We start from the raw sequence: 24,500 nt of genomic DNA, 5'->3' as shown, positions 1-24,500 counted from the left end.
CTCCCTCTTGCGAGGCCTTTTTAACGACGCGGCAGGATTCACTTTATGTTACGGCCTGGCATGTTGCTTGCCCTGTCTCTGACAGGTACTTCCGTCGATGCGCTTCTACGTACTGCTTTCGCTATACGTAGGCATCCTAGCTACGCGGGGGCTTGGTCCCTCCCGCGACCGGACTTTCACCGGCAAGAAGATGCGTGCCTCTGGGCACGCTCAACTGAAAAAGGGGATCCCTCCGTGTGGGATCCCCTTTCGCGCCTCAGCCGCTAATGAAGCGGTGCGGGCTGCATCACCTTCTCCGTCTCTTCCACCGCGAAATCGCTGAGCGTCGACAGCACGCTGTTGTAATCCTCCAGGTCGCGCACGCGAATGCCCGAATACAGCTGCTTGACCGTTTCCCGCGGCAGACTGCTCTCCAAATGCTGGATATTCAGCTGGAAAAATGTCCGGATGACATTGCTTCCGCTCTCGCCCGGCAGCCCCTCGAACAGCGAAAGGTTCCCGCTCGCATCGAGCCCGAAGTAGGCGTTCGTTTTGCATTGCGGCGACAAATCCGGGATGTGCTCGGTAAAATAAACGCTTCCCCCGTCTCCCAGGCTCACGATAAGAGCGGGATGAGCTTGATGGTAAGACAGTATATCGGCCGAGCTCATGGACCCGATCCACTGTACTTCTTCTCCGCAAATATAAGCCCGCTTCGTATAGCCTTCCCGTTTGCCGCTCATTCCGCCCACCATAGCCCGCACTTCTTCCTCCGGTTGCAAAGTTACCGCCGGCTGCCGTCCGAACACCATCCGCTCCGGCCCCTTGCCCTCCGTACCCGCGGCTTTCTCCTGACGGAGCCAGAGCATCACCGCCGAAGCTCCCACGAGTAGAATGATGGCGGCCAGATTGAGCCAACGGCGTCTTCGGCGCAGCTTTTTTTTCAATTGCTTCTTCAACTGATTCCAGAAGCCCTGAAGCATCATGGCGATCCCCTCTAGTCGTCTTTTCTCAGTGTGTGTCGTTTTTACTATTTTTCCCATGGGGATCGACTATTATACTTTTGCCGTGCTATACTTGGACTACTGTTCGAACTCTACAGAAGAAAGGCGGATGTCTGCTTGCAGCCGTATTTTAAAGAAGCGCTGGCCTGGATCAGGTCCATCGTCGCCGCGTTTGTTCTGACGCTCGTGATCGGGGTATTCGTCTTCCAACCCACCAAGGTGCTTGGACATTCCATGGATCCCACCCTTCATAACGAGCAGCGCATTTATGTTTCCAAGCTGTCCCATACGTTTCATTACGAGCCGAAATACGGCGATATCGTCATTATTGACAGCCGCGTCGACCGGGCCCGCTCCTGGATGGACGATCTCATGGAGCATCCGCTGTTCAAGCTGATCACCGGAGATACCGACCAGAACATGTATGTCAAGCGGGTGATCGGCAAGCCCGGCGACGTGCTGGAGATGAAGGACCATCAGATGTTCAGGAACGGCGAGCCGCTGAACGAACCCTATATAAAAGAAACGATGCAGTTTGCGCAGAATCGCACTTGGACGGTGCCGGACGGCCACTTGTTCGTCATGGGCGACAACCGCAACAACAGCCGCGACAGCCGCGATATCGGATTTGTTCCGCTGGACCATGTGCTGGGCATCAAGATGTGAATTTCTTAATAATCTAATAACACGACGAAAAAATCCCGATCGCCCCAGGCTATCGGGATTTTTGTCATTAGCGCGGCCTAGTGGCTAAGCCACGGAGTATTTTTGCTGCGCGAAGACGAAGGTCTCGATCTGCGGCTGTTCCGCTCGATCAAAGAGCTGATCGCGGCGCGGGCCGCGCTTTGCTTCGGACGTTGCGCCGGTGCTTTCGAAGGCGGCGCGGCATGAAGCTTGACAGGCGCTTCGTGCGTCGGAGATTCGGCCGCTTTCGCTTCGCCGGCCTCTTGTTCGGCTCGGCCTGCCCCTCCGCACCCGCAGTCGTGATATCCCCAAGCTCCGTAAGCAGGATAAGGCATGTAAGGAATCATACCATGTATTCCGTGATGGAGATAGGGTGAAGCCGGGTAAGCATGCGCTCCTGCGACCATATCCCATGGTCCGTGATCGGGGCAAGGCCATCCCGGGACGGCGCTTATGCCTGCGACAGGCTGCCAAGGCATGTTAACGAGCGGCATTTCATGAAGCGGATATCGCGGGTGCTCTCCATATGCGCCAAGCGGTCCCATTTCCGGAAAATATCCGGTTGGATGTGCTCCGAACCACGGCTCGGGCTGGCCGCACCCGCAATCGTGATAAGCAGCCGGGGATACCGCACCCGGATAGGAGGGAGCCCCGGCCGGCTGCCCCCAATAAGGAAGCTCCTGAGCTGCCGACATAGGAGGAACGGTCGGAAGCTCGGGCTCCTTCCACATATCCTTCCCGAAGCCGGTATCGTAGGACATCACTTCTGTAGCAGGAACATTGTACGGCATGAAGGGATGCTGGGCGGGCTGTTGAGCGAGACCCTCCAGACCTTGCTCGGCATGATGCCAGTAAGGAAGCGGCTCGGTCACCCCCGGATATTCCAGTTTGCCCGCTGCGGGGTACTCAGGCACGTTCATGAAAGGCGAGATCGGCTCGTAGTGGGACTTCTCATGGATCGGCATCTCGGCGGCAGGCTTTTCATATACGGGCTGTTGATATACGGGCGCTTCGTACATTGGCATTTCATATTTGGGCTTTTCATATACGGGCGCTTCGTGCACAGGCATTTCATATTTGGGCTTTTCGTATACAGGCGCTTCATACACAGGCATTTCATATTTGGGCATTTCGTATGCAGGAGCTTCATGTACGGGCTTTTCCATGATGGGCTTTTCGTATACGGGCGCTTCATGTACGGGCTTTTCCATGGGCTTTTCCATAGGCTTTTCCATGGGCTTTTCCATGTGCTTTTCCATGTGCTTTTCCATGGGCATTACGATGTTCGGTATGTTCGGCATCTCAACATTCGGATATTCCACATTAGGCTTTTGAGGCACGTAAGTGTATTCCGGCATTTCTTTCAACGGCGCCGCTTCCACCGGCAGCTGTGCCTGCGGCTGAATAACCGATGTTTCCTTCTTCTTGTTCAGATTCGGGTTGGGGCCCGGGTGCGGTTTATGCTTGGGAATGTAGATTACCTCGCCGGTCATCAGCACATTCGGATTTTTCAGCTGGGGATTGGCGGCAATCATGTCGGGCAGCGGAACGCCCCAGGCCTTGCCCAGCTTCCAGAGCGTATCCCCTTGGACGACCGTATGTTTATACAAATAATCGGTCGGCGGAGCGATCGGCGTCGGATCATGCGGGATTTTCACCTTCATCCCGACATCGAGAACGTTCGGATCCGCAAGCTGCGGGTTGGCGGCAATCAGTTTATCCAGCTCGACATGATATTTTTTGGACAGCTCATAAAGGGTGTCGCCTTTTTTCACAATATGGATTTTCAATGATCAAACCTCCTCCAGGATCTACGCAGCGGACCCGGACGGAATCGGGTCGTTACCCAAGCGCCCTTTCTCCCGCCGGACCGCATTCGTCAACACGCCTATGCGTTTATCGCCTTGAAGCTTGGGGCTCACTGCCCATGCCGTAACAGACAATACAGTTTATGCAGCAAAGTGGGCAATTGACCATCCAAAACCGAAAAAAAGTGGGCGACCGGAAGTATTGAAAAAAATACCTATTGACAAATCGTATCGGTCAGGCGTAGTATTTGTCTGTATTTCATAGGTCCTCGTTAGGTGAGGCTCCTATACAAACACAGGCCACTGCCCGGAAACATCGAAAGATGCCAATGGGTATAACAGGAACTGCCGGACTAAGGCTTTTCTTAACGTGGCTAAGAGAGATGCATTCTCTTTACGTTGTATAGTGCCAAAGCTCGACAAGGGGGAAATGAATGTGTTTTTTTGCGCGCGTGATGAACCCCCTAGGTGTAAGCCTCGGGGGTTTTTTATATGAACTAAACGGCAAGACCGTTAATTCAACGGATCCGAAAGGGGGAAACATGCTCATGGACGATAGCAGTAGTCCGAGTAGTCGATTATTAAACTACAAGTCCATATCGTGCGAGAAGGAAGAGCCTTGTCTCAAGGGCCTCCCATGTTCCCCATGCTTTCCGCATATATACCCCATGGGGTATATATGCGATTGAAGCTGTCTTTAACATGCGGTCGGTTCCTTTGAGAATAGGTAGTCAGAGCGATGCTCTCCTTGTTGCAGGGGGAGTTTTTTTTTGCGCCTATTTTGATAACGAAAGAAGGAAACCGCCATGAAAAAAAAACAAATTCGTCCGCGAAACAACAACTCAAATGGATATCGCCGCTCGGCTGATCGAAGCCTCCAAATGCGATACCGACGATTTGATGAATGAGCTCGGTACAAGCCCTCAGGGCTTAATGGACCCGGAAGTAAAGGCCCGCAGAGAACAATACGGCAAGAATCAAATCGCTGGCGAGAAGCCGCCCGTCTGGTGGGTTCAGCTCCTCCTTTGCTTTAAAAATCCTTTCATTCTCATTCTGCTGGCGCTCGGCGTTTTCTCGTATTTCACGGATGATATCGAGGCCGTCGTCATTATTTGCACTATGGTTACCATCAGCGTATTGATCACCTTTACGCAAGAATACCGCTCCATCCGGACGGCGGAGAAGCTGAAGGCCATGGTGAAGACGACCGTCACCCGCCAATCCGATAAGCGGGAAATCGATATGGAGGAGCTCGTGCCCGGCGATATGATTCATCTGTCTGCCGGCGACCTGGTGCCTGCCGATGTCCGGCTGCTCCATTCCAAGGACCTGTTCGTCAGCGAGTCTTCCTTGACCGGCGAAGCGCTGCCGGTAGAGAAACAGGATACCGTCCCCCGCCGTTCCGGCCAGAGCAATGCGAAGACGAATAAGCCTTCAAACGCGATGGAGCTCGGCAATATGTGCTACATGGGTACGAACGTCATCAGCGGCTCGGCTATGGCGGTCGTCGTGGCAACCGGCGCTTCCACCTATTTCGGCTCCATGGCCAAAACGTTGACCGGCAAGCGGCCGCTGACCAGCTTCGATAAAGGCGTGAACAGCATTACTTTTCTCATTATCCGGTTCATCCTGATCATGGTCCCGATTATTTTCCTCATCAACGGATTTACGAAAGGCGATTGGGTGGAGGCGTTCTTCTTCGGCCTGTCCGTCGCCGTCGGGCTGACGCCCGAGATGCTGCCAGTCATTGTGACCGCGAATTTGGCGAAGGGCGCCGCAACCATGGCGCGCAACAAAGTGGTCGTCAAGAAGCTCAACGCCATTCAAAATTTCGGCGCAATGGATATTTTGTGTACGGATAAAACGGGTACGCTCACGCAGGACAAAATCATTCTGGTCAAGCACCTCGACATTCACGGCACGGAAGAAAAAGACGTATTGGAGTATGCCTTTCTGAACAGCTATCATCAAACCGGGCTGAAGAACCTGCTGGACGTTGCCGTGCTGGAGCATGCCGATCAGGAGAACATCGCGGGAGCATCTTCCGCCTACAAGAAAATCGATGAAATTCCGTTCGATTTCAATCGCCGCCGGATGTCCGTCGTACTGGAGAAACTGGGGAACGGCCACCTGCTTATTTGCAAAGGAGCCATGGAAGAAATCGTCAGCGTCTGCTCCCATGTGTCCGATCAGGGCCACATCGTTCCGCTCACAGCGAAGACGACCCAGAAGGTCCAGCAGCTGGTACACGAAATGAATACGGACGGCCTTCGGGTCATCGCGGTCGCCATCAAGCCTTGTGAGCCGACCGACGCGGCTTACGGCATTCAAGACGAGAAGGATCTCATCCTTGTCGGCTACATCGGATTTCTGGACCCTCCGAAGGACTCCGCAAAGGCGGCTCTCGACGCGTTGAAAGAGCACGGGGTCGAGGTAAAGGTATTGACCGGCGACAATGCAGCCGTTACCCGGAAGGTGTGCCACGATGTAGGCTTGCCGGCGGAACGCATCGTCCTCGGCAGCGAGATTGAGGGACTGTCCGACGGGCAGCTCGCGGAGCTCGCCGAGCGGACGACGGTATTCGCCAAGCTGAATCCGCTGCAGAAGGCAAGAATCGTCCGAGCGCTTCAATCGAAGGGACATACGGTCGGCTTCATGGGCGACGGCATCAACGATGCCGCCTCCTTGCGGGATGCCGATGTAGGCATATCCGTCGATACGGCCGTCGACATCGCCAAGGAATCGGCCGATATCATTTTGCTGGAGAAGAGCCTGATGGTGCTGGAGGAAGGCGTCATTGAAGGACGCCGGACGTTCGGCAACATGATCAAGTATATCAAGATGACGGCTAGCTCCAATTTCGGCAACGTGTTCAGCGTGCTTGGCTCCAGCGTGTTACTGCCGTTCCTGCCGATGCTGCCGATTTATCTGCTGATTCAAAATTTGTTTTACGACATTTCGCAGCTTTCGATTCCTTGGGACCGGATGGATAAAGAATTTCTGCGCAAGCCGAAAAAATGGGATGCGCAGTCCGTAGGCCGGTTCATGGTCTTCATCGGCCCGATCAGCTCCATCTTCGACTACGCAACCTACGGCGTGATGTACTTTGTCTTCTCCGCCAACTCGCCGGAGCAGCAGTCGTTGTTCCAATCCGGCTGGTTTATCGAAGGACTGCTGTCGCAAACCTTAATCGTCCATATGATCCGGACGGAGAAAATACCGTTCATCCAGAGCCGGGCCAGTCTGCCTGTCATGATGCTTACGAGCCTGATCATGATCGCGGGCATCTTCGTTCCGTTCTCTGCGTTCGGCTCCAGCATCGGACTGCAGCCGCTGCCTTGGTCGTATTTTCCATGGCTGGCCGGTATTCTGCTCTGCTACTGCATCCTGACACAAGCGGTTAAAACGTGGTATATCCGTAAATTCAACGAATGGCTTTAATAAAAGGCCCGTTCGGCCGCAAGGACGATGAAGGAGATCATGAGCTCCCGCCTCGTCACCTGCTCCGTGGATACACCTCAGCATGAAGTTATTGATCTGGTAAAACAGTACGGGCTGCTGGCTCCCTGTGATTTCTCATGAAGGAACGCTGGCAGGCATCGTGACGTTCGATGACGTGCTGTCCCTTCTGTAAAACCAACTTTACCAGGATAAACGGCTACGCCGTCCTTGTCTTACAAGGACCAGCGCGTTTATCAAGGTTGATGCGAAGCTATAAGTTGCGAAAAACTTATAAATTCTTATCAACTGAAAAAAGCTGCTTGGAGGCGTCCCGGGACGGGGACGTTCCTCTTCGCAGCTTTTTTCATTACTCGTATACTTTGACGCCGTCCAATTCAACCAGCTTGCGGAATTCCTTCAGCAGGTTCGTCGTAATCGGGCCGGCCTTGCCTTCGCCGATGATGCGGGAATCGACCTCGCGGACCGCGATGACTTCGGCGGCTGTTCCCGTGAAGAACACCTCGTCGGCCACATAGACGTCATGCAGCGTGAACGGCTCTTCCTTCAGCTTGTAGCCGAGCTTCTCGCACAGCTCGATGATGGCGGCACGCGTGATTCCTTCCAGCGCGCCGACATAGCAAGGCGGTGTAAAGACTACGCCTCGCTTAACGATAAATATGTTATCGGAGGAGCCCTCGGCTACATACCCTTGGGAGTTTAGCATGATCGCTTCGCCGACTCCCGCCAGGTTCGCCTGGATTTTGACAAGGATGTTATTCAGGTAATTCAGCGACTTGATCTTCGGATTCAGCGCATCCGGCACATTGCGCCGGGTGGAGACGGATACCGTCTTCAGCCCGTTGATATAGGCTTCTTCCGGATAAATCGAGAGCTGCTCCACGATAATGATGACGTTCGCTCTCGGCGAACGGCGCGGATCAAGCCCCAGATCTCCGGGACCGCGGGAGACGACAAGCCGGATATACCCGTCCCGCAGGCCGCCCCTGCGAATCGTCTCGTTCAGCACTTCCTGCATCTCGGCCTTGCCGAGCGGAATCTCCAAGGCAATCGATTTGGCCGAATCGTAGAGCCGGTCCAAATGCTCCTTGCTCTTAAAGATGTTGCCGTTGTAAATCCGAATGCCTTCAAATATCCCATCCCCATACAAAAAGCCGTGGTCGTAAACCGAGATGAGCGCATTTTCCTTCGTTACGTATTCTCCGTTTAAGTAGATGACTTGTGCCACGCTTCATTACACCTCCGAGGTTTCGGGTTCATAAGAATAGGTCGGGTAGCAACCCAAGATGCGGACCTGGCAGCCGATCGCTTCAATTTCCTGAAGAGCCGCAGGGAGCAGGACGGAATCCATGGAAGCTTCGATGTCGATATAGAAAAAATAATTGCCGAGCTTTTTCTTCGTCGGACGGGATTCGATCCGCGACAGGTTGATCCGGCGCCAAGCGAAGGCGGACAGCACTTGATGCAGCGCTCCCGGATAGTCCTCCGGCAGCGTGATCAGGATCGTCGTCTTCCGGGTATCCGTCGGTCTCACGACGATCGGCTCCTGCCCTACGAGCACGAACCGCGTATGATTGTTCTGATGATCCTGTACTCCATTAGCATAAGCCTCAAGCCCGTAGAGCGTACCCGCAGCCAAGGGAGCAAGCGCCGCCACCTCCGGATCGTTCAGCTCGGCGACCATGCGGGCCGCCTCTCCGTTGCTGCCGACGCTCTCGAGCTCGACATGCGGCAAATGCTCCCGCAGAAAATCCCGGCATTGGGTCAGCGTCACGGAGTGGGTAACCACTTTCCGGATGCGGGCATTCCGCTCGGCGAGCGGGGCATGACCGTCGGCTACGCCGAGAAGACTGACCTTGATCGGATAAACCCATTCCGTCCGGATCGGAAGATCCACTTCGTGAAACAGCCAATCCAAGTGATGCGTAACGGAGCCGTCGAACGTATTCTCGATCGGAATGACGCTGTAATCCGTTTCGCCGTTAACGGTCGATAGGAACACATCCGAGATAGACTTGCAAGGAACGTATTTGAAATTCGATTCGCCCAGAAAATAGTGTGCCGATTCTTCGGTGAAAGTACCCGGTCCGAGGAGCGCGATACGCTTCATCTGCGGATCTCTCCTTTGATGTTTTCGATACATGTTACCACCGCGGATGCGAAAAGACAAGACTTTCCGTACGCGGTTTTCGCTTCATGCCGATACCGGCGTTGTGCCGGCTGTCATCGATCGGCGAATCCGCCCTAAGCAAAAGGAAATAAATGCCCATGTTCGACATAGAATAAGGATATCCGCTTGTTAAAAAGGAGGCCTTGTCATGCCGGCCATCGTCCTTTCGCCCATAAAAATAACCAACGTGAGCGGCGACGCTACCATATTGTTTGGAGATACCCTGCAAATTACGCCGAAATCCGTACTCAAATCGTACAATGGAGCCAACAGCGGTCATATCGGCGATTTCTCGATCAATAATAACTTAATCAGCTTTACCAACACGTCGGATCCTGATATTGCTGACTCTACGATAGCCGGAAATAATTAGCGCTGCCGCTCAGTCTCCGTAGAGGAAAGCCATCCCTCGTTCCGGCCGATAACCCCTTGAGCCTGCCGCTTAAGGGGTTATCGGCCTATCCGCGCTTCGCCTTGGATTTCCTCGATCAACGCCCCGCCCCCAGCCGGCACGGAACGGACTTGCACGCCCTCGCGATCCGGCTTCAGCCACATCGTCGTGGACTCGATTCCCTCCTGCTGCAGCGTACCGCGCAGGAACCGCTCCAGCTCCGCCTTGCGGGGGCTGCTTCGGTCCACCAGCGCGAGCATGGTCGGCCCCGCGCCGCTAAGCGCGACGCCGAGCGCGCCGTGGTCCGTCGCCTCGGCGAGGATGCGGGCCAGTCCGGGTACGAGCGGCGCCCGGTACGGCTGATGCAGCGCGTCCTTCATCGCTCGCGCGATCATGTCGAGCCGCCCCGTACAGAGGGCGGCGACGAGCACCGAGGAATGCCCGACGTTGAAGACGGCATTCTCCAGGCTTTGTTCGCGCGGCAGGATGTGCCGCGCTTTCTCAGTCGACAGCTGGAAGTGCGGGATCGCCACCAGCACTTCCAGCCTGTCGTCAGGCTCGACGCGGATATGCTCCGCCCGCGTCCCGTCCCAGAAGGCGACGATAATCCCGCCGAACAGCGAAGCCCCGACATTGTCGGGGTGCTTCTCGAGCTCCGTCGCCATCTGGAACAGCTCATCGTCCGCGAGCGGCGAGCCGATGAGCGCATTGGCCGCAGCCAGCGCGCCCACGATAGCGGATGCGCTGCTGCCCAGCCCGCGCGTGAGCGGGATGTCGCTGTACATGGCAATGTCCAGCTCCGGATGCTTCACGCCCGCGCGGTCGAAGACCATTTGAGCCACTTCATAGATCAGGTTCGTTTTATCGGTAGGCACGCCTTCCATCTGATCGCCGTACAGTGTAATTGTCGTCCGTTCGGCGATGCCCATCTCAATCCATGCATACAAGTCCAGCGCCATACCCAGCGTATCGAAGCCGGGGCCGAGGTTGGCCGTGCTGGCCGGGATCTTGACGCGAACTTTCGTGCTCCGGTTGTCCATGATGTTCGGCCCGCTCCTAACCTTCCAGCTTCCGGATCGCTTCCATGACCGCTTCTTCCGAGTCCTTCACGACGAGCGGCTCGGCGCTCACGCTCTTGATAGCGATGTTCGGATCCTTCAATCCGTGCCCGGTCAGCACGCAGACGACCGATTGGCCCTTCTCGAAGTAGCCTTCCTTCTTCAGCTTCATGACGCCCGCGATGGAAGCGGCCGAAGCCGGCTCGGCGAAGATGCCTTCGCGCGCCGCGATCGTTTTATAAGCGTGCAAAATTTCGTCGTCGGTAACGAAGTTGATCTGGCCGCCGGAATCTTTGGCCGCCGCTTCGGCGCCCTTCCAGGTTGCCGGATTGCCGATGCGGATCGCCGTTGCGATCGTCTCCGGATTCTTGATCGGCTCGCCGCGGACGATCGCCGCCGCGCCTTCGGCCTCGAAGCCGATCATCTTCGGCAAGGATTTGGACTTGCCTTGCTCGTAATATTCCTTGAAGCCTTTCCAGTAAGCGGTGATGTTGCCCGCGTTGCCGACCGGAATCGCCAGGTAGTCCGGCGCTTTGCCGAGCTGGTCGACGACCTCGAACGCCGCCGTCTTCTGGCCTTCGATCCGGTACGGATTCACCGAGTTCACCAGCGTGATCGGATGCTTCGCGGTGATCTCGCGCACGATCTCAAGCGCCCGGTCGAAGTTCCCTTCGATCGCGATGACCTTCGCGCCGTAAATGATCGCCTGCGCCAGCTTGCCAAGCGCGATGTTGTTGTTCGGGATCAGCACGATGCAGTTCAGGCCGCCGCGCGCCGCATAAGCCGCCGCCGCCGCGGAGGTGTTGCCGGTGGAGGCGCACATGATCGTCTTGCTGCCTTCCTCCATCGCTTTGGCCACCGCCATGACCATCCCGCGGTCCTTGAAGGAGCCCGTCGGGTTCAGCCCTTCATATTTGAAATACAGATCGAGATCGAGCTCGTTCGATAAGTTCTCGGCGCGCACGAGCGGCGTGTTGCCCTCCTGCAGGGTAAGCAGCGGCGTGTTGTCGTTAACAGGCAAATATTCTTTATAAGTCTGCAGCAGTCCCATGTATCTCATGATCGGTTAGCCCTCCACTCGGTATATGCTCTTGATCGCATGAACGACGTCCATCGACTCGAACTGTTGTAATACTTTCTTCATCGACGCTTTATTGGCGTCATGGGTAATGATGATGATTTCGGCCAGCGGGTTCATGGCGTTCGGATGCTGCAGCACGGATTCGAGGCTTACTTCATGGGCCGCGAACACCTGCGTGATTTGGGCCAATACCCCGGCCTTGTCCGCCACATGCAGCAGTATGAAATTTTTCGACGCGATCTGCTCGTCCGTCTTCAGCTTCTTTTCTTTATATGGAACGAAGGCGCGGCGGCCGTTGATCCCGAGGTTCAGGTTGCGGACGACAGCCACCAGGTCAGCGACAACGGAGGTGGCCGTCGGCATTTCGCCGGCGCCCGGTCCGTAGAACATCGTTTCGCCCACGGCTTCGCCGTAGACGTACACCGCATTGAACACGCCGTTGACGGAAGCAAGCGGATGCGACTGCTTCACCATCGTCGGTTGGACGCTGATGGAGATGGAATCGTCCTGGCGCTCGGCGATGCCGAGCAGCTTCACTTCGTAGCCAAGCCGCTTGCCGTACGCGATGTCTTCCTTCGTTACGCCGGAGATGCCTTTGACCTCCACGTCGTCGAGCGCTACATTCACGCGGAAGCCGAGCGTGCCGAGAATCGTCATTTTGCGGGCGGCGTCGAAGCCTTCCACGTCCGAGGTCGGATCGGACTCCGCATAGCCGAGCTGCTGCGCTTCCTTCAGCACGTCCGCATAAGCGGCCCCTTCCTGGCTCATCTTGGTCAGGATATAGTTCGTCGTTCCGTTCACGATCCCCATGATTTTCGTAATCCGGTCGGAGGAGAAGCCCTCGACCAGCGTGCGGATGATCGGAATGCCGCCGGCGACGCTCGCCTCATACAGCACGTCGCAGCCCTTCTCGGCCGCCTTCGCGAGGATTTCGGCGCCGTGCACCGCCATCAGGTCCTTGTTGGCGGTAACGATATGCTTGCCCCGCTCCAGCGCGCCCAGCATATACTGCTTCGCAAGCTCGATCCCGCCCATGACTTCGACGATGACGTCGATGTCGGGATTCTCGATAATATCCCACGGATTCTCCGTCAATTTGTCCGGGGATACGCTGATGCTGCGCGCTTTGCTCTTGTCCTGCACGAGAATTTGCGCGATCTCGATCGGGGAGCCGGTCTGGCTGACCAGGTCCTGCTGGTGCCCCTCTACGATACGGACTACGCCGGTACCGACGGTACCCAGTCCGAGCAAGCCTACTTTGATTGGTTTCATAATCCTTCTCCTCCTTGGGGCGTTACCCGGGTTTCTCGTCAATCTGGAGGGCCTCCGCCCGTCTTTCATTCCCCTTTTTCGCGTTTAAGCCGGGTAACGTCTCTATTCTACCCTTGACCTATGAGCGCTGCACGGGTGACGCCGTCCTGGCTGCGCAGCTTCTCGAGCAGGGTTGCGACATTCTCGTTCATCTGCGACGTTTCCATTGAAATCACCACATTGGCTACGCCCTGCAGCGGAATCGTCTGGTGAATCGTCAGCACATTGCCCTCGAGCCCTGCGAGCATGGCGAGCACTCTCGATAGGATTCCCGAGCGATGCTCCAAATCCATCGAGATCGTGACGATTCGTTCCCGCTCCAGCTTGCTTAAGGGATAAATGCCGTCCTTGTACTTGTAAAAAGCGCTCCGGCTCAGCTCCACCAGCTCCACCGCTTCGTGAATCGTCTTCACCTCGCCGCGGGCCAGAAGCTCCTTCGCTTGGACCGTCTTGATCAGCGCCTCCGGCAGGATATCCTCCCGGACCAGAAAATAACGCTCGGAGCCGAGCGGTCTTCCTTCGACAGTTTGTTTGTCCTGCACGGCTACAGTCCTCTCTACAAAGACGATTGTTTTCACCTAGTGGACATTATAACGTAAACTCCCCTCTTCAAGCAATAGGCATTTTCCGGCCGCGGATCCTTGGCCGGTCCTCCCGTTTCGGCGGACGTTTCCATCCGGGGCTCATCCGTGATAAAGTGATAATCATCTTGATTCATTCTCGTCCCTAAGGCTAAAAAGGGACCCCGCCCGAAGGAGAGATCCCATGTGTTAAAAGCCCGCATGATGGCGACCGCCATGCTGTTTAACGGCGGCGACATGCTGATGATGAAGCGTTCTCCGACCCGCACCCTCTCCCCAGGCCAGTGGGCCGCCGTCGGCGGGCATCTGGAGCCCCATGAAATCAACGACCCGCAAGCGGCCGTGCTGCGGGAAATTCATGAGGAAACCGGCTTGCTGCCGGAAGAACTGTCGGACCTGCGGATGCAGTATATTCTGATCCGGCTCAATCAGAACGAGGTCAGGCAGCAGTTTATTTACACCGCTTTCGCGTCGCGGAGGGATATCCGGCAAAGCGACGAAGGCGATCTGCACTGGATTCCGAGAGACCGGGTGCTGGACCGGGATATCCCATTTATTTTCCGCTCGCTGCTGGAGCATTATTGGGAGCAAGGCCCTTCGTCCCACGTGTGGATCGGCACGGCCGGATTTACCGCATCGAAAGCGGCCACGGTGCATTGGACACAGCTCATCGATCCGCAGCAAATCTAAACCGATCGGAGGAACGCTTATGACAGCACATTCAGAAAGCCAAGAGACGGAGCCCGTCATCGATATCCGACACGTGTCTTACCGCCGCGACAACCAAACGTTACTGAAAGATATTAACTGGCTTGTCCGCCTGCGCGAGCACTCTGCGATTCTGGGCTTGAACGGCTCCGGCAAAACGACGCTGCTGAACATGATCAACGGCTACATTTGGCCGACGGAGGGAACGATCCGGGTACTGGGGGAAACCTACGGGGAGACCGATCTGCGCGAGATGCGCAAGTCGATCGGCTGGGTCAGCTCTTCCTTTCAGGAGAAGCTGTACGGCACCGATAAGAGCCAGCATGTCGTGATCAGCGGCAAATTTGCCACGATCCGGCTGTTCGATCACGTGGAGACCGCAGACCTGGAACGGGCCGATGAATATATGCGGCAGCTGGGCTGCCTCCATCTGTGGGACCGGGCTTATCAGACCTGCTCGCAAGGGGAAAAGCAGAAGCTGCTCATCGCCCGCGCCTTGATGGCCTCGCCCCGGCTGCTCATTCTGGACGAGCCGTGCAACGGCCTCGACGTGTTCTCACGGGAGCAGCTCCTCTCGAGCATCGGGGAATGGGCCGGCCGGGACGATACGCCGACGGTGCTCCTCGTAACGCATCATACGGAGGAAATTCTCCCGCTTTTCCGGAGCACTCTGCTGATCCGGCGCGGGGAGGTCTTTGCCTCCGGCGCTACGTCGGAGCTGCTGACTTCGGACCGCCTGAGCCGGTTCTTCGAATCGCCGGTCGAGGTGGAACGCCGCAGCGACCGTGCGTGGCTCACACTGCACTCTGTTTAACCGCTTGCCTGCTGCCCTTGCGCCCGAAGGCGCGGAGGGTGTTCGGTGCGGTTGCTCATCTCGCGCCACTTGACGAGCAGCTTCTGCGCTTCCTTGCGCTGGAGGAGCGACCGCGCCAGCTGGAAGCCTTCCTCGTAAGAGGCGACCTTGTCGAACCAGTACAAGCGCAGTCCCGCATTAAAAATAACATGTTCTCGCTCTCCTGCGATATCCGACGAATCGTCGCCATGAATGATCCGGTTCAGCAGCTCCAGCTGCCGCTCCTTGCTGCATTTCTCCAGGGGCAGGCCCTGGAAGCCGAAGGTTGCCGGATCAATGGTGCTCGATTCGTCGCCCCAAGGCGTCACTTTACGAATGGAGGTGTTCTTGTATATAGGCAAATCTTCAGAGCCCTCGATTCCCTGAACGATATAAGCCGTTTCGAACCCCGATTTGGGCAGCAGATGAATCAAGTGCTCCATAGCCGTCCGGTGGTTGACCCCAATGATAACGTTCAGAGAATGGACAGGATTTATCACCTTCTCCACGGTATTCAGAAACGTGCGCAGCCCGATCTCCTCGCGCACATGCCGTACCCGCCCGAACGGCGGACAGAGCATGTCGGTCCAGATAAAGCCGACATGAAGGCTTAGAAATATTTTCTCCCATTCCTTTGCCTCCAGTTCCACCCGGATCCCGAGACCTTCAAGCAGCTCCTTCAGCGACTTCCCCAGCTTCGGCGGGAGCGATTCGCTGCCGTGCAGCACCTGAGGAAATCCGACCGAGGCGAGCAGCAGACTGACAGGAATCGTTATGGGAAAATAAAGCCGGCCGTCATAGGGCCCCGCGCAGTTGAGCGAGCCCGAGAAGGACCGGTACGGCAGGGAGTAGCGGCGGAATACGTCGATAAACCCCATCAGTTCCTCATCGGCTTCGCCTTTCATCCGCATCGCCATCAGAAAAGCCGCCGTCTGGGCGTCCGTGGATTCCCCTCTGGCAATGGCGTGCGCCGCCGCGACGGCCTCGTCATACGTCATATGACGGGAGCCGTTTTTGCCCGTGCCTACAATTTTTATCCATTGCTTCATGCTGTCACCTCCGAACTTTTATCCGGGAAGGATGGCCACGGAGCATACTTTAAATTCCGGCATTCGGCTAACGGGATCCAGCGCGTGGTGAGTCAGCCGGTTGATGCACTGCTCTCCGCCCCAATGAAAGGGCACGAACACCGTATCCTGCCGGATCTTAGAGGAGAGCTTCACCTTCAAGCGGATGCTACCCCTCCTCGAGGTGACCTGCGCTTGTCCGCCGTTCACAAGCCCGATCGCACCTGCCGTATCCGGATGAATCTCCATCATCGGCTCGGGGTATTTGGAATTCAGCTCGGGCGTATTCCGCGTCTGCACCCCGGATAAGTAATGCTGCAGCACCCTTCCGGTCGTCAGGAGATAGGGATATTTCCCGCTTGTGCCTTCCTTCGGCTGCTGGTGCTCGACCGCCGCAAATCGGGCGAGCCCGTCATCGTGGCCGAAGCTTTCGCCGAACATGCGCGGCGTCCCCGGATGCCCTTTCTCCGGGCAAGGCCAGAACATGCCGTGCTGCCGCTCCAGCCGATCATACGTCATCCCGTAATAATCGGCCTTTCCTCCCTTGGAAGCGATGCGCAGCTCGTTAAAAATCTCTTCCGCATTCCGGTAGCGGAAGAACGCTCCTTTCCCCATCGCATCCGCAATATCGCACAGGATGCGCCAATCTAGCCGCGCTTTTCCGGGCAGCGGCTTAACGGCCCGGCGAACCATCACCCGGCCCTCCAGCTGGGTGATGGTTCCTTCGTCCTCCAGGTAAGCCGAGCCCGGCAGCACCAAATGCGCGAGCCGCGCCGTTTCCGATTCGAACAGGTCGATCACCACGAGAAACTCCAGCTTCCGCAGCGCCTTCTCCACCAGCTGAGCGTTCGGGTTGGAGACCACCGGGTTGGAGCCCAGGATGAGAAGCCCCTTGATCTCGCCCCGGTCGATCGCCTCCATCATTTCGTAGGCGGACACGCCTTTGCGAGGCAGCTCCTCCTCCGGCACGCCCCACACGCTCGCGATATAAGCGCGATGCTCCGGATGCTCGATCATCCGGTAGCCCGGCAGCTGATCCGCCTTTTGCCCGTGCTCCCGTCCGCCCTGCCCGTTCGCCTGCCCGGTGACGGCTCCGTAGCCGCAGCCCGGCTTGCCGATTTTGCCCGTAACCAAAACCATATTAAGGAAATTACGGACGTTCGCTACCCCGCTCGCATGCTGCTCCACGCCCCGGGCCGTAAACACCAAGCCCGTCTCCGCCCTTCCGTACATCCGCGCCGCTTCGGTTATGAGCTCCGGCGCGATATCCGTCAGCTCGGCGACCTCGGTAAGCGATACTTTGCTTATATGCTCTGCTAGCTCGGAATAGCCGCTCGTACGCCGCTCGATAAATTCAGGGTCCGTATAGCCCTCTTCGATCAGCACCTTAAGCATGCCGTTCACCAGCGCAGCATCATACCCGGGCCGCACCTTCAAATGAAGATCCGCGATGGAGCAGGTTGCGGTTTCGCGGGGGTCGATCACAATGATTTTACAGCCTTCCTGTCTCGCCTTGCGAAAATATTGCATAATCGTCGGCTGGCATTCCGCCAGGTTCGTCCCTGCGAGGATGATGCATTTCGCGAGCGGCACCTCGGATAAAGGGTTGGTCAGTCCGCGATCCACTCCGAAGGTGAGATTGGAAGCGCCGGCCGCAGCCGACATGCAGAAGCGTCCGTTATAATCGATATACCTGGTTTGCAGCGCTACACGGGCAAACTTGCCGAGCAAATAGCTTTCCTCGTTTGTCAAGGAACCACCGCCGTATACTCCCACCGAATCCGGCCCGTACGTCTCTTTCAACGCCTCGAACCGCTCTTTGATTTGCTGCAGCGCGTCATCCCACGATACAGGGGACAGCCTCCCCAGAAGGCGCCTCATCGGGTAGCGCAGCCTGCGGTCATCCACCGCATGGGTATGCGCCTGCAGGCCTTTCACGCAGAGCCGCCCCTCGGTAACGGGATCGGCCTTGTTGGGAGAGATGGAATAGCGGGACACCCTGATCGTTTGCTCCTCATGCAGGTTCATCGTACATTGCACGCTGCAATAAGGGCATTCGGTTCGGGACGTGCTCACTTTTACCGCCGGCTCTGACTGCAACTGCTGAACATGCTTCAAAAAATTGTTCATCTCGTGAACCTCACTTTAATAATTGACCCCGGAACCGGCCGTGGCCCATGCCTTCTTCCAGCTGCGCGTCACAGCGAAGAAAACAAGCGTCACCACCAGCACGATCGATGCGACTACGATAAAACCGGTGACGTGCGTGCCGGTGGCCTGCTTCAGCGGACCCAGCACATTGTTCGGCAGGAGAAAGCCGCCAAGCCCTCCGAATGCTCCCACGATCCCCGTCACCAGCCCGATCTCCTTCGGAAACCGTTGGGGCACCAATTGAAAGATCGATCCGTTGCCCATGCCGAGGCAGGCCATCATGATGCTGGTCAGCAGGAGCATCACCATAAAGGAACCCGGCATCGTCGAAACGCCGAAAGCGCACAGGGCAATAACCGAATAGAGCACCAGCATGAACCGCATGCCGCCGATCCGGTCCGCGATGAAGCCGCCGATCGGCCGGAAGAAGCTGCCCGCAATGACCGTTACGGTGACCAGGTAGCCGATCTCCACCTTGGACAATCCGCCCGCTACCGCTTTATCCCCATAAACATCGTAGAAGAAAATGCTGAAATAATTGGAGAAGCCGACGAAACCGCCGAACGTAATCGAGTAGAACAGGCTGAACCACCAGGTGTCGATGTTGCGAAAAACAGCCATATAGTCGGACATGCTTTTCGGCGCCGGCTGGTTCGGGCTGTCTTTGGCAAGCAGAGCGTACACCAGAAATACAAGCGTGAGCGGGATAAGAGCCAGACCGAACACGCTGTGCCAGCCCCAATGGCTTGCCATTTGCGGACCGAAGAACGTCGCCAGCGCCGTCCCGCTATTGCCCGCGCCGGCAATCCCCATCGCCAGGCCTTGATACTGCGGCGGATACCAGCGGCTCGCCAGGGAAAGAGAGACGGCGAAGCTTGCGCCCGCGATACCGAGCAGAAAACCGAGCGACTGCACCTGTGTCAATGTCGTTCCGCCGAGCCAGCCCCAGAAGATTGGCACCATGGTGAGTCCCATGCCGATCATCCCGGTTTTTCTGGAACCGATGCGATCGGCGAGAATCCCCATGGGGATGCGGAAAATGGATCCGCCGAGGGTCGGAATCGCCACCATCGTCGCTTTCTGCGCATCGGTTAATCCAAAGTCCTTCGTGATGTACAGTGACAACGCGCCGCAGAGCACCCAGATCATAAAACTGACATCAAAATAGAGAAATGCTGACAACAAACTTGGAAAATGTCCGGACTTTCGAAAGCTTTTCACATCCACTCGTCCCTACCTCCCATAATTGTAACTCATTTTCCATATCTCTGTCTACTTTGTGTTAGAATTAATTACACAACTACACTATACATTCCCAAACCTTAAAGTTCAATGGGTTATTGCAAAAAAGTTCACCTTTTTAAATTATTAAAGGGGATACGTTCACGTTCGTCTATGTATAACACCGTTTATACGAACGTTTATAAAATAATTTTCATTAATCGTTCGTCTTTTTTCGTTAAAAGGAAAAACAAAAAAACACCAACCTCCCATTTATCTCACATGAAAGGATTGGCGTCTTTCGTTCCTTGCTATTCCTGCTCCACGAATTCAAACTCGAAATCTCCGATACGGATCGTTTGTCCGTCTTGGGCTCCGCGGCTCCGAAGCGCTTTATCCACGCCCTTCTTCCGCAAGATCCGAGCAAAACGCATAACCGATTCGTGCGTGCTGAAATTCGTCCGTTTGATAAGCTTCTCGATGCTCGGGCTGTCCACCACGAACACATCGTTATCTCTGCGAATGGTGAAGTCCTCTTCCTCGCTCGTTTCGAGCCGGTATACCTTCCGCTCCGTTACCTCCGGCAGTTCTTCCACCTGCGGCGTTTCCGGGATGGTCTCCAGCAAATCGGCGATTTTATACATCAGCTCTTGAACCCCGGTCTTGGCATAAGCCGAGATCGGATAAATCGGAATGTCCCGACCCTTCTCCGCCAGCTTCCGCTTGAACGCCTCCAGGTGCTCTTCCGCCTCCGGCATGTCCATTTTGTTCGCGGCAATGATTTGCGGACGCTCTTCCAGCTTGGCGTTATACAGCTTCAGCTCTTCATTGATCTTGACCCAATCGTCGAACGGATCGCGCCCTTCCGTAGCGGCCATATCCACCACGTGCATAATGACCCGGGTCCGCTCCACATGTCGTAAAAATTCATGGCCGAGGCCGACGCCTTCATGGGCCCCTTCGATCAACCCCGGAAGGTCCGCCATGACGAAGCTGCGTCCGTCGCCTACGTCGACAACCCCGAGATTCGGAGTCAGCGTCGTGAAATGATAGGCACCGATCTTCGGTCTCGCCCCCGACACAACGGATAACAGCGTGGACTTGCCTACGCTCGGAAACCCGACCAGGCCGATGTCCGCCATCACCTTCAGCTCGAGCACAACCCAACGCTCCTGACCCTCTTCCCCGTTCTCCGCGATACTCGGAGCCGGATTGTTCGGCGTGGCAAAGCGGGTGTTCCCCCGTCCGCCGCGGCCGCCCTTCGCGATAACCACCTCTTGCTCATGATGGGTCAAATCCACCAAAATTTCCTGCGTATCGTCATCTACCACAACCGTACCTGGAGGCACCCGAACAATCAAATCCTCCGCATTGGCTCCATGCTGGCTCTTGTTGCGTCCCTTCTCGCCGCGGTCCGCCTTGAAATGCTTCTGATAGCGGAAATCCACCAGGGTCCGAAGCCCCTCATCCACGCGAAAAATGACGTCGCCCCCATCCCCGCCGTCGCCGCCGGCAGGTCCTCCTTCGGGCACGTATTTTTCCCTGCGGAACGCGACGAGCCCGTCGCCGCCGTCGCCGCCTTTTACATACACCTTCGCTTTATCTACGAACATGGTTTCACCTCTTTAACTATCATGACTTGCCGGCAAACGGACGGTCCACTCCACTTGACCCTCGCCGTAACGCGCCTCGACCGTCCACCCATACCGGTCGATCCCCATGGAGCGGATCGCCGATTCCGCGAATCGGACCCGCTTCGGATCGTACCCGCCTTCATAGCGCGCCGCCAACCCGATCCCTCCGGGATACTTGCTTAAGTGAAGCTGCAAACGATTGTCGTCAGGGAAGCTGACCGCTTCTTTCCTGAAATCGTCCAGCAGGCTGCGAATAAGCGCTTCGGCGGCTTCCGGATGCCGCAGGCTCTGCATACGGATCTCCTCATCCATGTGAAGATCCAGGCGCAGTTCCTTTACCTCCGCCTGAAACGCCAGCAGACTGACGATCAGCGACGGAATGCCCAGCTTGGATATGTAGCTTTCCTGGCGAACCTTTTCGTTTATCTTCTCCATCAAATCCAATAATTTATCATACTTTTTCAATTTCACATAACCAAAAAAGGATTTGAATGTCGTTCATCCAGTCGTGCCGATAATGATTGAACAATCGCAGTAACCGAAGGTTCTGATCCGTCTCATCGTTTGCGCTCTCGCTGCCCGGCAGCTGCCGCAGCCCCTGTCCTAGCTCCGTATTCCGGATAAGCCGATTCGTATCAGACGTCATGATTTCAACCCTTTCGCTTCCGGTTCATCCTGATCCTTACAAGTATAGCACGTTGCCTAAGAAACTTCACTCCAAGCTCGGCCGGCCTGAAATCGGGCACCAAGCTTCATCTTTCCATAGTGCCCAAGATAAACGGCTACGCCGTCCTAGTCTTACAAGGACCAGCGCGTTTACCAAGGTTGATGCGAAGCTATAAGCTACGAATACTTATAAATTCTTATCAACTGAGCAAAAACCCCCCCGGCGAACAAATTCGCCGGGGGGTCTGGGTAGTCCGGATATTAAACTTCTACCGTAGCAGCTACAGGAGCAGCCGCTACAGGGTAGACGCTCACTTTCTTGCGGTCACGACCAAGACGCTCGAACTTCACGACGCCGTCGATCTTCGCGAAGAGGGTATCATCGGAACCGATGCCCACGTTATTGCCCGGGTGGATCTTGGTACCGCGTTGACGAACCAGGATGCTTCCGCCCGTTACGGTTTGACCGTCGGCACGTTTTGCGCCAAGACGCTTGGAGTGGCTGTCACGACCGTTTTTCGTGGAACCTACGCCTTTCTTGGACGCGAACAACTGAAGATTCAATTGTAACATGTCTGTCTACCTCCTTGCTTTTTGATTGTCTTGCATTGCTATATATGCACCATACGATTGTTCGATCGATTGCAGCATAACAACCATCGATTCCAGCAGCAGCTGCACCTTGTCCCCCGTGAGCGGATCCAGTCCGTCCGGAACCTCCACTTGAAGCATCCCGTGCTTCATGCGGTTCTTCAGTTCGAGACCGGCCAGCGCTTCCACGGCATTCACGGTGCCTACGGTAACGGCGGATACGCCGGCACAGACAATATCCTTGCCCGGCTCGTCGTACTGCGCGTGACCGTCCACACTGAAACGTTCGATGCTCCCATCGTGTCTTCGATAAATCGCGACCCGAATCATGGCAGCATCTTAACCTTGGATTTTCTCAATGACAACCTTCGTGTAAGGCTGACGATGACCTTGCTTGCGGCGGTAATTTTTCTTCGCTTTGTATTTGTAAACGATGATTTTCTCGCCTTTGCCGTGCTTCTCGACTTTACCGGATACGGATGCGCCGGAAACTACCGGAGCGCCGAACACCAGACCGTTCTCTTTGGAAACGGCGAGCACGCGGTCGAAAGTTACGGAATCGCCTTCACCAGCTTCAAGCTTCTCGATGTAAACGACATCGCCTTCTTGAACTTTGTATTGCTTGCCACCCGTTTCAATAATTGCGTACATAGTTGCACCTCCCTCATGTCTCAGACTCGCCTAAAGCCAGGTGGCTTGACCGATGAACGGACAAGCGCTTAAATACAACCCGCTTCGTGCGGTTACAGCATGCTATAGCAACACACCTGATTATAATACCACAGATAAGAGAGCGAAAGCAATACTTTTCTCATTCTACACCGCCGGATGATGATTACTGCTCTTCGGATAAGACCCATCCGCTCCCTCCGCAAGAGGGGCACGCCTCCAGGACGGTTGTTTCCTTGCTTTCCCTGACCTTCTTGCGGGTCATTTCGACAAGACCCAGCTTCGTCCAACCGACGACGACGGTTTTGGTCCGGTCCTTTCGCGTTTCCCGTATGAGCTCGTCAAGCACCTGCTGGCGGGACGCCTCCGTCTCCATATCGATGAAATCGATAATGATCAGCCCCCCGATATCGCGCAGCCGGAGCAGCCTCGCGATCTCCCTCGCCGCTTCGATATTCGTGTCGAATACCGTGCGCTCCAAATCGATGGAACCCGTATATTTGCCGGTATTGACATCAAACACGGTGAGCGCCTCGGTGCGGTCGACGATCAGGTAAGAGCCGTTATCCAGCCATATTTTGCGCTTGAGTCCGAGCTCAAGCTGACGTTCGAGCGCCTGATCGGCCCAGAATGTCGAAGCCGCTTTGCGGACCCGTTTGCTCAGAACAGCGGACAGCGGGGAGATCAGAGCCGTAATTTCCTCGTACACTTCCTCGGAATCGACCACAAGCTCCTCTACGTCGTCCCGGAACAAATCGCGGATAAGCCGCGGCAGCATCTCCAGATCGGAGTAAATTTTGCGGGGGACGGCGCCTTCCGCCTCCCCGCTCGCTTCAATCCTTCGCCAGCGGATGCGAAGCTCGTCCAGATCCGCCGCGATGCCCTCCTCGCTCTCGCCCAGCGCGGCCGTCCGCACAATGAAGCCTTCTCCGGCTTCCAAGTGGCGCTCCGCGGTCCGTTTCAGCCGCTCGCGTTCCGCGGCGCTTTCGATTTTGCGGGATACGCCGACGTAATCGGCATACGGCATGTACACTCCGAATCGCCCCGGAATCGAATAATGCGTCGTGATTCGGGCCCCTTTGTCGCCTACCGGCTCCTTCACCACCTGAACCATCAGCGTCTGCCCCACCTTCACCAGATCGTGAATCGACGGCTTTTCCTTCGGCTGCTTCTCCAGATGGGCGGGCAGCAGATCGTCTATGTATAAAAATGCGTTCTTCTCAAGTCCGATATCCACAAAGGCGGATTGCATCCCCTGCAGCACCCTCATGACGCGCCCGATATACACATTGCCGGCAAGCTGACCCTGATCGCGCTTGCCCTTGTAATATTCCACGAGCTTGCCGTTCTCTTGTACGGCCACCTCGGTATACTGTTCACTACTGCGGACCCCAATTCGTTTCATGGCTGCAACACCTCGGCCTTATTGTACCAC

The 24,500-nt window shown here is 56.1% G+C and carries 23 protein-coding genes, 1 riboswitch and 1 other annotated feature; of the genes, 5 read left to right on the top strand and 18 right to left on the bottom strand.

Annotated elements, in window-relative coordinates; translation table 11 throughout:
- Nucleotides 1–263: 263 nt before the first annotated feature.
- Entirely contained in the window at nucleotides 264–965 is a 702-nt protein-coding gene (locus O9H85_RS13255) for a BofC C-terminal domain-containing protein (protein WP_269881873.1), read from the bottom strand.
- Nucleotides 966–1,100: 135 nt separating this feature from the next.
- On the opposite strand from O9H85_RS13255, the gene lepB reads away from it, so the two are divergent.
- Entirely contained in the window at nucleotides 1,101–1,649 is a 549-nt protein-coding gene (gene lepB, locus O9H85_RS13250) for a signal peptidase I (RefSeq protein ID WP_269881872.1), read from the top strand.
- A gap of 77 nt (nucleotides 1,650–1,726) precedes the next feature.
- On the opposite strand, the gene O9H85_RS13245 is transcribed toward lepB, so the two are convergent.
- Nucleotides 1,727–3,457: a LysM peptidoglycan-binding domain-containing protein gene (locus tag O9H85_RS13245; protein ID WP_269881871.1), complete on the bottom strand. Its 1,731-nt coding sequence runs from the start codon at nucleotides 3,455–3,457 to the stop codon at nucleotides 1,727–1,729.
- A 279-nt stretch (nucleotides 3,458–3,736) separates the two neighbouring features.
- Nucleotides 3,737–3,909, top strand: a riboswitch (M-box (ykoK) riboswitch).
- Between the two features lie 412 nt (nucleotides 3,910–4,321).
- Here O9H85_RS13245 and mgtA point away from each other — a divergent pair.
- On the top strand, nucleotides 4,322–6,916 hold the full coding sequence (gene mgtA, locus O9H85_RS13240) for a magnesium-translocating P-type ATPase (RefSeq protein WP_409348138.1): 2,595 nt from the start codon (nucleotides 4,322–4,324) through the stop codon (nucleotides 6,914–6,916).
- Nucleotides 6,917–7,283: 367 nt separating this feature from the next.
- Here the strand turns inward: mgtA and ilvE are convergent, their stop codons facing one another.
- Nucleotides 7,284–8,162 carry a branched-chain-amino-acid transaminase gene (gene ilvE, locus O9H85_RS13235; protein ID WP_269881870.1) on the bottom strand — a complete coding sequence of 293 codons (879 nt, stop codon included), beginning with the start codon at nucleotides 8,160–8,162 and terminating at the stop codon, nucleotides 7,284–7,286.
- Nucleotides 8,163–8,168: 6 nt separating this feature from the next.
- Nucleotides 8,169–9,044 (bottom strand): prephenate dehydratase, encoded by an 876-nt coding sequence (gene pheA / locus O9H85_RS13230; RefSeq protein WP_269881869.1) that lies wholly within the window; start codon nucleotides 9,042–9,044, stop codon nucleotides 8,169–8,171.
- A gap of 208 nt (nucleotides 9,045–9,252) precedes the next feature.
- Between pheA and O9H85_RS13225 the strand changes: the two genes are divergently transcribed.
- Nucleotides 9,253–9,477, top strand: a complete 225-nt coding sequence (locus O9H85_RS13225; protein ID WP_269881868.1) for a spore germination protein — start codon at nucleotides 9,253–9,255, stop codon at nucleotides 9,475–9,477.
- A gap of 77 nt (nucleotides 9,478–9,554) precedes the next feature.
- Here O9H85_RS13225 and thrB read toward each other — a convergent pair whose 3' ends face one another.
- The 4 genes from thrB to O9H85_RS13205 all read right to left on the bottom strand — a co-directional run bounded on the left by thrB (nucleotide 9,555) and on the right by O9H85_RS13205 (nucleotide 13,487).
- The gene (gene thrB / locus O9H85_RS13220) at nucleotides 9,555–10,535 is read right to left on the bottom strand and encodes a homoserine kinase (protein WP_269881867.1); all 981 of its coding nucleotides are present in this window, start codon (nucleotides 10,533–10,535) and stop codon (nucleotides 9,555–9,557) included.
- A gap of 16 nt (nucleotides 10,536–10,551) precedes the next feature.
- A complete protein-coding gene (thrC, locus tag O9H85_RS13215; protein ID WP_269881866.1) occupies nucleotides 10,552–11,613 on the bottom strand; it encodes a threonine synthase in 1,062 nt (353 codons plus the stop codon).
- A gap of 6 nt (nucleotides 11,614–11,619) precedes the next feature.
- A complete protein-coding gene (locus O9H85_RS13210; RefSeq protein ID WP_269881865.1) occupies nucleotides 11,620–12,906 on the bottom strand; it encodes a homoserine dehydrogenase in 1,287 nt (428 codons plus the stop codon).
- A gap of 107 nt (nucleotides 12,907–13,013) precedes the next feature.
- A complete protein-coding gene (locus O9H85_RS13205) occupies nucleotides 13,014–13,487 on the bottom strand; it encodes an ACT domain-containing protein (protein WP_269881864.1) in 474 nt (157 codons plus the stop codon).
- A gap of 225 nt (nucleotides 13,488–13,712) precedes the next feature.
- On the opposite strand from O9H85_RS13205, the gene O9H85_RS13200 reads away from it, so the two are divergent.
- Nucleotides 13,713–14,216, top strand: coding sequence for an NUDIX domain-containing protein (locus O9H85_RS13200; protein ID WP_269881863.1), 504 nt, complete (start codon nucleotides 13,713–13,715; stop codon nucleotides 14,214–14,216).
- A gap of 19 nt (nucleotides 14,217–14,235) precedes the next feature.
- Entirely contained in the window at nucleotides 14,236–15,048 is an 813-nt protein-coding gene (locus O9H85_RS13195) for an ABC transporter ATP-binding protein (protein ID WP_269881862.1), read from the top strand.
- On the opposite strand, the gene O9H85_RS13190 is transcribed toward O9H85_RS13195, so the two are convergent.
- The 10 genes from O9H85_RS13190 to O9H85_RS13145 all read right to left on the bottom strand — a co-directional run bounded on the left by O9H85_RS13190 (nucleotide 15,045) and on the right by O9H85_RS13145 (nucleotide 24,470).
- Nucleotides 15,045–16,115, bottom strand: coding sequence for an anthranilate phosphoribosyltransferase (locus O9H85_RS13190; RefSeq protein ID WP_269881861.1), 1,071 nt, complete (start codon nucleotides 16,113–16,115; stop codon nucleotides 15,045–15,047). The genes O9H85_RS13195 and O9H85_RS13190 overlap by 4 nt on opposite strands.
- 18 nt (nucleotides 16,116–16,133) lie before the next feature.
- Complete coding sequence (nasC, locus tag O9H85_RS13185; RefSeq protein ID WP_269881859.1) at nucleotides 16,134–18,263, bottom strand: assimilatory nitrate reductase catalytic subunit NasC; 2,130 nt, start codon at nucleotides 18,261–18,263, stop codon at nucleotides 16,134–16,136.
- 15 nt (nucleotides 18,264–18,278) lie between these two features.
- Nucleotides 18,279–19,511, bottom strand: a complete 1,233-nt coding sequence (locus O9H85_RS13180) for an MFS transporter (protein ID WP_269881858.1) — start codon at nucleotides 19,509–19,511, stop codon at nucleotides 18,279–18,281.
- Nucleotides 19,512–19,816: 305 nt separating this feature from the next.
- On the bottom strand, nucleotides 19,817–21,118 hold the full coding sequence (gene obgE, locus O9H85_RS13175) for a GTPase ObgE (RefSeq protein ID WP_269881857.1): 1,302 nt from the start codon (nucleotides 21,116–21,118) through the stop codon (nucleotides 19,817–19,819).
- Nucleotides 21,119–21,130: 12 nt separating this feature from the next.
- The gene (locus tag O9H85_RS13170) at nucleotides 21,131–21,604 is read right to left on the bottom strand and encodes a hypothetical protein (RefSeq protein ID WP_269881856.1); all 474 of its coding nucleotides are present in this window, start codon (nucleotides 21,602–21,604) and stop codon (nucleotides 21,131–21,133) included.
- Nucleotides 21,591–21,785 carry a Spo0B domain-containing protein gene (locus O9H85_RS13165; protein ID WP_269881855.1) on the bottom strand — a complete coding sequence of 65 codons (195 nt, stop codon included), beginning with the start codon at nucleotides 21,783–21,785 and terminating at the stop codon, nucleotides 21,591–21,593. The genes O9H85_RS13170 and O9H85_RS13165 overlap by 14 nt, the downstream gene beginning before the upstream one ends.
- Before the next feature lie 281 nt (nucleotides 21,786–22,066).
- A complete protein-coding gene (gene rpmA, locus O9H85_RS13160) occupies nucleotides 22,067–22,378 on the bottom strand; it encodes a 50S ribosomal protein L27 (RefSeq protein WP_269881854.1) in 312 nt (103 codons plus the stop codon).
- 6 nt (nucleotides 22,379–22,384) lie between these two features.
- Entirely contained in the window at nucleotides 22,385–22,726 is a 342-nt protein-coding gene (locus O9H85_RS13155) for a ribosomal-processing cysteine protease Prp (protein WP_269881853.1), read from the bottom strand.
- Nucleotides 22,727–22,735: 9 nt separating this feature from the next.
- A complete protein-coding gene (rplU, locus tag O9H85_RS13150; RefSeq protein ID WP_269881852.1) occupies nucleotides 22,736–23,047 on the bottom strand; it encodes a 50S ribosomal protein L21 in 312 nt (103 codons plus the stop codon).
- 12 nt (nucleotides 23,048–23,059) lie between these two features.
- Nucleotides 23,060–23,151: a sequence feature (ribosomal protein L21 leader region), on the bottom strand.
- An 80-nt stretch (nucleotides 23,152–23,231) separates the two neighbouring features.
- The gene (locus O9H85_RS13145) at nucleotides 23,232–24,470 is read right to left on the bottom strand and encodes an Rne/Rng family ribonuclease (RefSeq protein ID WP_269881851.1); all 1,239 of its coding nucleotides are present in this window, start codon (nucleotides 24,468–24,470) and stop codon (nucleotides 23,232–23,234) included.
- Nucleotides 24,471–24,500: the final 30 nt, after the last annotated feature.

The organism is Paenibacillus gyeongsangnamensis (assembly GCF_027533625.1).
Classification (GTDB): domain Bacteria; phylum Bacillota; class Bacilli; order Paenibacillales; family NBRC-103111; genus Paenibacillus_G; species Paenibacillus_G gyeongsangnamensis.
Note: the sequence above shows the minus strand (reverse complement) of the source record. Positions and strands in the feature narration are given on the sequence as shown.